Here is a 7052-nt window from a genome sequence, read left to right on the forward strand (position 1 = left end):
CCCGGAACCGGCCTACGCCGCGGAGGTCACCCTGTACACGTCGTAGACGCCCTCCACGTTGCGGACGACGTTGAGGACGTGGCCCAGATGCTTGGGGTCTCCCATCTCGAAGGTGAAGCGGCTCACCGCGACCCGGTCGCCCGTCGTGGTCACCGACGCCGACAGGATGTTCACCTTCTCGTCGGCGAGGGCCTTCGTGACATCCGAGAGCAGCCGGTGCCGGTCCAGCGCCTCGATCTGGATGGCCACGAGGAACACCGACGACGGCGACGGTGCCCACTCGACGTCGATGATCCGCTCGGCCTGCTGCTGCAGGGATCCGGCGTTGGTGCAGTCGGTGCGGTGCACGCTCACCGAGCCGGTACGGGTGACGAAGCCCATGATCTCGTCGCCGGGTACCGGGGTGCAGCACTTGGCCAGTTTCGACACCGTGCCCGGGGCGCCGGGCACGAGGATGCCGGAGTCGCCGCTCTGCCGGGACCGGGTCGGAATGGACGACGGCGTGGCCCGCTCCGCGAGTTCCTCCTCGACCCCACCGACCCCGCCGAGGAGCGCGACGAGACGCTGCACGACGTGGTGCGCCGAGACATGGTGCTCCCCGACCGCGGTGTAGAGCGCCGATACGTCGGCGTACCGCAGTTCCTTTGCCACCGCCTGCATCAGGTCCGCGTTCATCAGGCGCTGCAGCGGCAACCCGACGCGCTTGACCTCCTTGCCGATGGCGTCCTTGCCGGTCTCGAGCGCCTCCTCGCGGCGTTCCTTCGCGAACCACTGCCGGATCTTGGCCTTCGCACGCGGCGAGACCACGAAGGACTGCCAGTCGCGGCTCGGCCCGGCGTTGGGATCCTTGGAAGTGAAGACCTCGACGACCTCGCCGTTCTCGAGTTTGCGCTCGAGCGCGACGAGCCGGCCGTTGACCCGTGCGCCGATGCAGCGGTGCCCCACCTCGGTGTGCACGGCGTACGCGAAGTCCACCGGGGTCGACCCGGACGGCAACGTGATCACGTCCCCCTTGGGGGTGAAGACGAAGATCTCCTTCACCGCGAGGTCGTAACGCAGCGACTCGAGGAACTCGCCGGGGTCGGCGGCCTCACGCTGCCAGTCGAGCAACTGCCGCATCCACGCCATGTCGTCGAGTTCGGCGGCGTCGCCCGAGTGCTTGCCCTTGGTCTCCTTGTACCGCCAGTGCGCGGCGATGCCGAACTCGGCGGTGCGGTGCATCTCCCGGGTCCGGATCTGCACCTCGAGCGGCTTGCCCTCGGGGCCGATCACCGTGGTGTGCAGCGACTGGTACACCCCGAACCGCGGCTGGGCGATGTAGTCCTTGAAGCGGCCTGCCATCGGCTGCCACAGCGAGTGCACGACACCCACTGCGGCGTAGCAGTCGCGGATCTCGTTGCACAGGATTCGCACGCCGACCAGGTCGTGGATGTCGTCGAAGTCGCGGCCCTTGACGATCATCTTCTGGTAGATCGACCAGTAGTGCTTCGGCCGGCCCTCGACGGTGGCCTCGATCCGCGACGCCGAGAGCGTCGAGTTGATCTCCGCGCGGACCTTGGCCAGGTAGGTGTCGCGCGACGGCGCCCGGGTGGCGACGAGCCGGACGATCTCTTCGTACTTCTTCGGATGCAGGATCGCGAAGGACAGGTCCTCGAGTTCCCACTTGACCGTGGCCATGCCGAGACGGTGCGCGAGCGGAGCGATCACCTCGAGGGTCTCGCGTGCCTTGCGGGCCTGCTTCTCCGGCGGCAGGAAGCGCATGGTGCGCATGTTGTGCAGTCGATCGGCGACCTTGATCACCAGGACCCGGGGGTCGCGTGCCATCGCGATGATCATCTTGCGGATGGTCTCGCCCTCGGCCGCGGTGCCGAGCACCACCTTGTCCAGTTTGGTGACACCGTCGACGAGGTGGGCGACCTCCTCGCCGAACTCGGCGGTGAGTTGTTCGAGGCTGTAGCCGGTGTCCTCGACGGTGTCGTGCAGCAGCGCCGCGATCAGCGTCGTGGTGTCCATGCCGAGTTCGGCGAGGATCGTCGCGACCGCGAGGGGGTGGGTGATGTACGGGTCACCGGACTTGCGCTTCTGCGACGCGTGCCGCTCCTCCGCCACGTCGTAGGCGCGCTGCAGCTCCGACAGGTCGGCTTTCGGGTACAGCTCGCGATGGATCGTGACCAGCGGCTCGAGCACCGGCTTGAGGTTGGTGCTGCGCTGCCCGGTGATGCGGCGCGCCAGCCTGGCCCGCACCCGGCGGGACGCCGAGGTGGATGCCGAGGTCGGGGTCGGACCGGAGTTCTGGGACCGATCAAGATTCTGGGTCATGCCCACACCTCCCGTCGCCGATGCACACCGGGCGTACCGTCGCGCATTCCTCGTCGTCCGGAACCACCGGCACCTGCGCCAACTCTAGCTCTCAGAGCCGGACCAATGACGTCACCGGGTACTTTTCCAGCCGCGCGCGCCCGCCGAGAACCTCGATCTCGGTGACCACGGCCACCGCGACGACGAGAGCGCCGGCCGCGTCGAGCAACTCCGCCGTCGCCGAGAGGGTGCCGCCGGTCGCCAGCACGTCGTCGACGACGAGTACCCGTCGGCCGCGCAGCCGAACCGAATCCTGCGGAATCTCGATCGCCGCGGTGCCGTACTCGAGCGAGTACTCGCGGGTGTTCACCGGCGGGGGCAGCTTGCCGGCCTTGCGCACCGCGAGGACGCCGGTGCCCAGTGCGTGGGCGATCCCGCCGCCGAGCAGGAAGCCGCGGGCGTCGACCCCGGCCACCAGTTCCGCATCGGGTGCGGTGGCGGCCAGCGCCGCGATCACCGCCCCGAACGCCTCGCCGTCGGCGAAGACCGGGGTCAGGTCGGCGAAGCGGACCCCGGGTGTCGGGAAGTCGTCGACCCAGCGGGTGTGGGCGGTGACCGCTGTGGCGGCACGGTCCATCAGCGCGTGCGCTCCGGCGGGAAGGCTGCTCATCGGTTGAGGATCCACCTGTCCATGTTCCAGCCCGCACCGGCGGCGCTGGCGTTGACGACGGCGGCACGAAGGCCGCCGGCGAAGGTCGTCTCCCGGGGCTGCGCGTACAGCGGCAGGGTCGGCATCTCGGTCCACAGGATCGTCTCGGCCTCGCCGACCAGGCCGGAAATCGTGGCGTCGTCGGTGGTCACGGCGAGGGCATCGAGGATCCGGTCGACTCGGGCATCGGCGAAGCGACCGACGTTGGCGCCGGCGGCGGAGTTGAGGGAACCGCGGGCGTCCTGCATGTCGGCCGTGCCGCCCGCGCCCGCGGCGGCGGCGGTCCCGGCCAGTACGGCGTCGACCTGACCCGCCGCGAGCTGCGACGGCGTGAACGTGTCGGAGGCGGCGTCGACCACCTCGATGCCGGCCTCGCGACAGGACTGGGCGATCAGTTCGACGGTGCGGGCGCGGCGCGGGTCGGGACCGAGGTACCCGATCCGCACGGTGATGCGGTCCGTCCCGGCCGCGGCGAGCTCGGCCTGCGCCGCGGTCGTGTCCGCCTCGTCGTAGCGGGCCGCGGGCCCGGACACACCCGGGTACAGGGGCGAGTCGGCGGGCAGCAGCCGCGACGAGGTGGTCCCGGAACCGAGACCGGTGGCGGGGACGTCCCCGACCCGGCCGAACTCGTCGAACAACTGCGACCGGGGCACGCACAGCGCGAACGCCCGGCGCGCGGCGGGGGCGCCGAGGCTCCCGCCCTCGGTGCCCAGCACGAGCTGTTCGACGTTGCGCGAGGCCGTGTCCGTCGTTTCCGCGTCGTCGCCGAGCGACAGGTCCAGGGCTCCGGTGGCGGCGTCGACGACGTGGACGCGGCCGTCGGAGGCGGCTGCGGCGGCGTCGGTGCCGCGCGGCCACACCACGATCCGGTCGGTGCCGGGCTTGTTGCCCCACCAGCGCTCGTTCGCGACGAGGACGAGTCCGTCCTCGACGGTGAACGACTCGATCCGGTAGGGACCCGAGGCCGGCAGCAGCGACAGATCCACCGCGCCCGGGGTCAGGTTCCATCCCGTGTTCCAGAAGTCGGCGAGCCGGCGCAGCGCCTCGACGTCGCCGCCGCCGATTGCGGCGACCACGTCGGGCACCCCCGAGACGCGGGCCGCGACGTGCGCAGGCATCAGTTCGGTGGCGCCGAACAGGGCCCGCCAGTCGGCGTAGGCGCGGCCTGCGCGGAAGACGACGGTGGCGTCTTTGGATCCGGTCTGGCAGTCGATCCGTTCGATGTCGACATAACCCGAGCGTCGCGCGGCGGCAAACAGGTTCTCCGCTGCTCCCGACGCGTCGGGAGCGGTGAATCGCCCACTGGCGGCCGCCCAGGTCAGCACCAGGTCGTCGCACGACATCGGCACCCCGTCCGAGTACACGGAGTCCGGGGACAGCCGGTACTGGACGGTCAGCGGGTCCTGCGCGACGACGGTGGCCGTCCCGATGTCGGTGTCGGAGATCACCTGGCCGGCCGGATCGACGTAGCCGAACCCGGGCAGCACACGGGCCAGGGCCTGCCGGGCTCCCGAGGCGGCGCCGTCGACGGTGTTGGCGTTGTAGGTGGTGACCGTGTTGTCGAGTGCGTACCCGATGGAGGGCAGAGACTCCTCCGTCGTGCCGCAGGCCACGATCGTCGCGGCGAGTGCTGCTGCAGCAGCCGTCGCCGCAAGGGCCGCGCGGACCGACCGGCGGCGCCGGGTGTGCTCGGGTGCCGACATGTCAGTGCCTTCTCTTGGCGCGCTTCCCGGTGGGGCGGACCCCCGGTCTGGGGGTGCGTTCGGCCACCCGGGGAGCACCGGCACCCGCCGTCGTGGCCACCGCGCCGCGCTCGGTCACGGACATCGGTGCCGCAGCGGCGTGCGCGCCGACGGTCTTCTCACCGGACGGCACCGAACGCGACTGCGCGGCGTCGCGCTTGGCCAGCACTTTGCGGGTGTGCGCCGCCACCGGCCCGCGCCACTCCTTGAGCGTCACCAGCAGCGGCGTCGCGAAGAAGATCGACGAGTAGGCGCCGACCACGATGCCGACCAGCTGGACGAGGGCGAGGTCCTTGAGGGTGCCGACGCCGAGCAGCCACACCGCGATCACCATCAGCGCGAGCACCGGCAGCACCGAGATGACGGTGGTGTTGATCGACCGCATGAGGGTCTGGTTGACGGCGAGGTTGGCCTGCTCGGCGTAGGTCCGTCGATGCAGGTGCAGAATGCCGCGGGTGTTCTCCTCGACCTTGTCGAACACCACCACGGAGTCGTACAGCGAGAAGCCGAGGATGGTGAGCAGGCCGATGACGGTGGCCGGGGTGACCTCGAAGCCGACGAGGGAGTACACCCCCGCGGTCACGATCATGTCGAAGAACAGCGCGGCCAGCGCCGCGAGTGCCATGTCCCGCTCGTAGCGCACCGCGATGTAGATGCTGACGAGCACCAGGAACACCGCGAGTGCGATGAGGGCCTTCTGGGTGATCTGTCCGCCCCACGTCTCGCTGACGTCGGCGACGCTGATCGCGTCGCGCGACGGCACGCCGTCGGGCCCGGTGGGCTGGAACTCGTCGTAGAGCGCGTTCTGCAGCGCCCGGACCTGTTCCAGGTCGAGGGCTTCCGACCGGATCTGGATGGAGGCGCCGGCGCCGGACCCGACGGTCTGCACCGATTCGGGTTCCGCGCCGAGGGTGTCGGAGTACACCGTCTCCACCTGTTCGGTGGTGACGCCCTCGGCGGCCGGGAGCTGGATGCGGGTGCCGCCCTCGAAGTCGATGCCCCAGGTGAAACCGCGGATCAGCATGCTCAGCAGCGCCACCAGCACGATGGCGCCGGTGAGCAGATAGTAGAACTTGCGGCGGCCGACGATCTCGAACGCGCCCGTGCCGGTGTAGAGGCGCGAGAGGGTGCTGTGCCGGGGTGCGGTCGTGGTGGTGTCGGTCATCGTCACGCCTCCTTCGCCGAGGCAGCCGCGAGCTGGCGCTCACGGGCGACCTGCTGAATGGCGCCGAGACCGTTCACGCTCGGCTTGGACCAGAACTTCGACTTCGACGCGAGGTGCACCAGCGGCCAGGTCACGAGGAACACGACCACGACGTCGAGGATGGTGGTCAGACCCAGCGTGAACGCGAAGCCACGGACCTGGCCGACCGCGAGGATGTAGAGCACCGCGGCCGCGATGAAGCTCACGGCGTTGCCGGACAGGATGGTCCGGCGGGCCCGCGCCCAGCCGCGGGGCACGGCGGAGCGGAAGCTGCGTCCTTCACGGATCTCGTCCTTGATGCGTTCGAAGAAGACCACGAACGAATCGGCGGTCATGCCGATACCGATGATCAGGCCGGCGATGCCCGCGAGATCGAGGGTGAAGTTGATGTAGCGGCCGAGCAGCACCATCACCGCGTACACGGCGAGGCCGGACATCACCAGCGACAGCGCGACGAGTACCCCGAGCATGCGGTAGTACACGAGGCTGTAGATCAGCACCAGGAGCAGTCCGACGACGCCGGCGATCAGCCCGGCCTCGAGGGACGCCAGACCGAGGGTTGCGGACACCGTCTCGGCCTCCGACGCCGCGAAGGACAGGGGCAGCGAGCCGTACTTGAGGGTGTTGGCGAGCTCGGTGGCCTCGGTGTTGCTGAAGTTGCCGGTGATGGAGGTTGCGCTTCCGGCGGGGGTGGCGCCCTGGATGACGGGCGCACTGACCACCTTGGAGTCGAGGACGAACGCAGCCTGCTGGCCGATGTTGGCGGCGGTGAACTGCGCCCAGGTGCTGCTGCCCTCGGAGTCGAACGTCAGGCTGACCTCGTAGCGGGACTGCTGGGAGTTGTAGCCGGCGGACGCGTCGGTGATCTGCTGACCGTCGATGATGCTCGGGCCGAGCAGATAGACGGCGGTGCCGTCGGTGGAGCAGGCCACCAGCGGCTTGGCCGGATCGTCGTTGCCGGCGAGCGGGTCAGCGGCCGAGCAGTCCAGGGTGGCCATGGCCTCCTGCAGGACGGCCGGGTCCTCGCTCTGCCGCGTCTCCTTCGCCGCCGCGATGTCCGCGGCCGCCCGGGCCTGCGGGTCGAGGTCCTCCGCGGGAG

The 7052-nt window shown here is 70.1% G+C and carries 5 protein-coding genes; all 5 read right to left on the minus strand.

The genetic code is table 11. The features are described from left to right. Positions 1–12: 12 nt before the first annotated feature. The gene (locus RR3_RS11180; RefSeq protein WP_026137911.1) at positions 13–2319 is read right to left on the minus strand and encodes a RelA/SpoT family protein; all 2307 of its coding nucleotides are present in this window, start codon (positions 2317–2319) and stop codon (positions 13–15) included. Positions 2320–2410: 91 nt separating this feature from the next. Beyond that, complete coding sequence (locus tag RR3_RS11185) at positions 2411–2968, minus strand: adenine phosphoribosyltransferase (protein WP_010596851.1); 558 nt, start codon at positions 2966–2968, stop codon at positions 2411–2413. Further along, positions 2965–4710 carry an ABC transporter substrate-binding protein gene (locus RR3_RS11190; protein WP_010596850.1) on the minus strand — a complete coding sequence of 582 codons (1746 nt, stop codon included), beginning with the start codon at positions 4708–4710 and terminating at the stop codon, positions 2965–2967. The genes RR3_RS11185 and RR3_RS11190 overlap by 4 nt, the downstream gene beginning before the upstream one ends. A gap of 1 nt (position 4711) precedes the next feature. Beyond that, positions 4712–5914, minus strand: coding sequence for a protein translocase subunit SecF (gene secF, locus RR3_RS11195; RefSeq protein WP_225223261.1), 1203 nt, complete (start codon positions 5912–5914; stop codon positions 4712–4714). 2 nt (positions 5915–5916) lie between these two features. Continuing rightward, positions 5917–7052, minus strand: a 1136-nt coding sequence (gene secD, locus RR3_RS11200) for a protein translocase subunit SecD (protein WP_072786418.1), incomplete at its 5' end; no start/stop codon positions are given.

Origin of the sequence: Rhodococcus ruber NBRC 15591 (assembly GCF_001894945.1) — a bacterium.
GTDB classification, from domain to species: Bacteria; Actinomycetota; Actinomycetes; order Mycobacteriales; family Mycobacteriaceae; genus Rhodococcus; species Rhodococcus ruber.

What these genes read in the sequence shown, in the direction of transcription:
- RR3_RS11185 (WP_010596851.1), bottom strand. Translation starts at nt 2,968, where the DNA reads ATGAGCAGCCTTCCCGCCGGAGCGCACGCGCTGATGGACCGTGCCGCC.
- RR3_RS11190 (WP_010596850.1), bottom strand. Translation starts at nt 4,710, where the DNA reads ATGTCGGCACCCGAGCACACCCGGCGCCGCCGGTCGGTCCGCGCGGCC.
- secF (WP_225223261.1), bottom strand. Translation starts at nt 5,914, where the DNA reads ATGACCGACACCACCACGACCGCACCCCGGCACAGCACCCTCTCGCGC.
- RR3_RS11180 (WP_026137911.1), bottom strand. Translation starts at nt 2,319, where the DNA reads ATGACCCAGAATCTTGATCGGTCCCAGAACTCCGGTCCGACCCCGACC.